Annotated in this window: 5 protein-coding genes; 2 read left to right on the top strand and 3 right to left on the bottom strand. The window is 52.9% G+C overall.

What is annotated here, in order from left to right:
* The 3 genes from ENN66_10765 to ENN66_10775 form a co-directional block, all read right to left on the bottom strand.
* Positions 1 to 233 (bottom strand): dialkylresorcinol condensing enzyme (locus tag ENN66_10765; GenBank protein HDS17062.1); only part of this gene is annotated, 233 nt, incomplete at its 3' end.
* Positions 220 to 324: a flavodoxin family protein gene (locus ENN66_10770; protein ID HDS17063.1), complete on the bottom strand. Its 105-nt coding sequence runs from the start codon at positions 322 to 324 to the stop codon at positions 220 to 222. The genes ENN66_10765 and ENN66_10770, both read right to left, overlap by 14 nt.
* Before the next feature lie 221 nt (positions 325 to 545).
* Positions 546 to 1,094 carry an isoprenylcysteine carboxylmethyltransferase family protein gene (locus tag ENN66_10775; GenBank protein ID HDS17064.1) on the bottom strand — a complete coding sequence of 183 codons (549 nt, stop codon included), beginning with the start codon at positions 1,092 to 1,094 and terminating at the stop codon, positions 546 to 548.
* Positions 1,095 to 1,587: 493 nt separating this feature from the next.
* Here ENN66_10775 and ENN66_10780 point away from each other — a divergent pair, with 493 nt between their 5' ends.
* Together ENN66_10780 and ENN66_10785 are read left to right on the top strand one after the other, a co-directional pair.
* Positions 1,588 to 1,869 carry a peptidylprolyl isomerase gene (locus ENN66_10780; protein HDS17065.1) on the top strand — a complete coding sequence of 94 codons (282 nt, stop codon included), beginning with the start codon at positions 1,588 to 1,590 and terminating at the stop codon, positions 1,867 to 1,869.
* 100 nt (positions 1,870 to 1,969) lie between these two features.
* Positions 1,970 to 2,476 (top strand): MBL fold metallo-hydrolase (locus tag ENN66_10785; protein ID HDS17066.1); only part of this gene is annotated, 507 nt, incomplete at its 3' end.

The raw sequence follows: 2,476 nt of genomic DNA on the forward strand, positions 1-2,476 counted from the left end.
AGAGTTCGGGCCTGCGGACTTTTCAGAAAACCGGTGATCGGGATTGAGGGGGAGAGAAACCAGACCGTGTAGCCTAAAATGATCAAGTCGTAATCCTGGGTCTCGGTCAGGTTTTCCACGGGGCAGCCATCCAGGCCGACCGCTTCGGGAAAACAGTTAAAAAAGGTGTAAAAAGGCCAGGGGTAAGGATAGGGAGACAGCGGTTTCACCGGGCGCAGATCACATTTGAGCATCCTGTCCTGAAGTAGGGGGGGCGGCCAGGTGGCGCATGATTTCTTCCAGTTGTCCGCTCTGCGAATAATAGAGCACGAGTATCTTTTTCATGAAAACCTTGACGGTTTGCTGAATGGTTCGGAGTTTGTCGGGTTGGCAACTCGCTGCCGCAGTTTTGTCTGCGGGTTGCATAATCCCGGCTCAGGGGACAGGATTTAATGCTGTCCCCTGAGCAAAGCCGGGCGAAGCAAAGCTCAGTCTTGTCTTTTGTTAAGTAACTCCAATCTTGACCGCCGCACGGTAAAGTTTGGGCTGCGGGATATACTCCCGCATCAGAGCACCCAAGGAATGAATCGTCGCGTGCGTTGCATGTAATGATGATAGGCGCTGCCGAAAAAGCGGAGATTCTCATGCTCCTCGATTCTCGCCGTGATCAGTAGCGCGAAGCTGACCCCCCCCCATAAGGGCCAGGTTAAACAGGGTGATGTTTTTAAAAAAAGCCCCCAGCCCAGAAACAGAAGGGAGGCATACATGGGATGGCGGACATGGCGATAGAGCCCTTTTTCAACCAGTTCCACGGTGTTTTCAAACGCATGGTTTTCCGGCATGGTTGTGCGTTCGGACTGGCCGCCGTGCTCCTTGAGCAGTTGCAGCGAGTGAAGGACAAAAAAGATCGAGGCCAGCAGCAGCAGCCAGGAAAAAAGTTGTTGGGGCGCGAAAGGGTTTTTAAACCAGTGGGGATGGTTGCGTAAAATCAGGCCCAGGAGCCCCTCAAGAACAAAAAAACGATAAAAACCATGGCTGGCGGGGTTTCCCAGGCTTCGCCATGAAAAACGCAGAAAGAAGAGTGTGCAGATAGTAAAGATAAGCCAGCGGGTCATTTTGCCTTGATTAATCCGGATATCAGCTTAATCCACGCTGTGCGCGGGGTCGGCTAGCGTTGTGGTTGCAAGGCCGGGCCGTCACCAGCTTTGCCGGAGACGGCCGTTTTTTCGGGCGCCTGTTCAACGGTTGTGCTTTTATGCTATGTCTGCAGGGCGACGTCGTCTACGAGAGCTTGAAAAAGCAATTCAGAATGAAGCTTTCAGGTCAGGCAGACCGAAAACGGACTGACCTTAAGTCCCTTCAGAGTTTCTCTTATAGCATACTAATAGTTGCCGCACTACTGTTTTGGCTTGGTCCATTGGTCCGGTTTATATCGGTCCGGGTGATCCGGATTTTTCAAATAAATTTCGCGTCAGGGATTTGCTTGGCGATGGTCCGCTTCTGCTTTACATTGTCGGTCGGCTTGTGGTATGGGGTCGCGTTTTCAGATATTTGGGGTGGATCACAAAAGTTAATCATGGTGGTGGTGAATTTTTAAAGGAGATAAGCATGGCTAAAGCGAGTGCAAGACATATTCTGGTGGACACTGAAGCTCGTTGTCTGGAGCTGAAAACCCGGATTGAAGGCGGAGAGGCTTTTGCCGAGTTGGCGGCGGCGCATTCAAAGTGTCCTTCCGGTCGTCAGGGCGGCGCTCTGGGGGAGTTTTCGCCGGGGCAGATGGTGCCTGAATTCGACACCGTGGTTTTTAATGGTGAAGTGGGTAAGGTGCATGGCCCGGTGAAAACCGATTTCGGTTATCACTTGGTTGAAATTACCAGTCGTCAGGACTGAGACGTCAAGGCGGTTCCATTGCCTTGCGTGACAAAAGGGAGTTGTCCAGCGGCTCCCTTTTTGTTTTGCCTTTTTAAGTAATCTCCTGTATTTCGTAAACATGGCTGATTACCCATTCATTTTACACCGCGTCAAGGGCTATATCGCAACCCTCTACCTGGTTGAATATCATGACCGGGTTTTATTGCTTGATGGCGGAGCTCGTTTTGATGCGCTGCGGGTCGAGAGCTATATGGAAAATCAAATGGCGCGGGCACCGGTCGAGCTGAGCCTGGCCCTGGTTACCCATATGCATCCCGATCACGCTGGAGGAGCACCGCGTCTGCGGCGGCGCCAGGCCACGAAGATTGCCGCCCATCGTGAGATTGATCAATGGTATCGGGGCATCGGTGGCAGGGCTCAGCACCTGATCGATACCCTGCTCGGTCATTATTCGGCCAGACAACGTTTCGGCCGCCTCGAGCGGGCCTGGTACCCACGCCGTCTGCAGCCCGATTTTCTGCTTGATGATGGTCAGGAGCTGCCCGGCTTTCCCGACTGGCGGGCCTATGCCGCTCCGGGTCACACCCTTTACGACATGGTTTTTTATCAGGAAGCGGAACGTTTG

This window comes from Pseudomonadota bacterium, from assembly GCA_011049115.1.
Taxonomy (GTDB): Bacteria; Desulfobacterota; Anaeroferrophillalia; order Anaeroferrophillales; family Tharpellaceae; genus DSCM01.

Coding starts and splice junctions, on each gene's coding strand:
- ENN66_10780 (HDS17065.1), top strand. CDS start 1,588: ATGGCTAAAGCGAGTGCAAGACATATTCTGGTGGACACTGAAGCTCGT.
- ENN66_10770 (HDS17063.1), bottom strand. CDS start 324: ATGAAAAAGATACTCGTGCTCTATTATTCGCAGAGCGGACAACTGGAA.
- ENN66_10775 (HDS17064.1), bottom strand. CDS start 1,094: ATGACCCGCTGGCTTATCTTTACTATCTGCACACTCTTCTTTCTGCGT.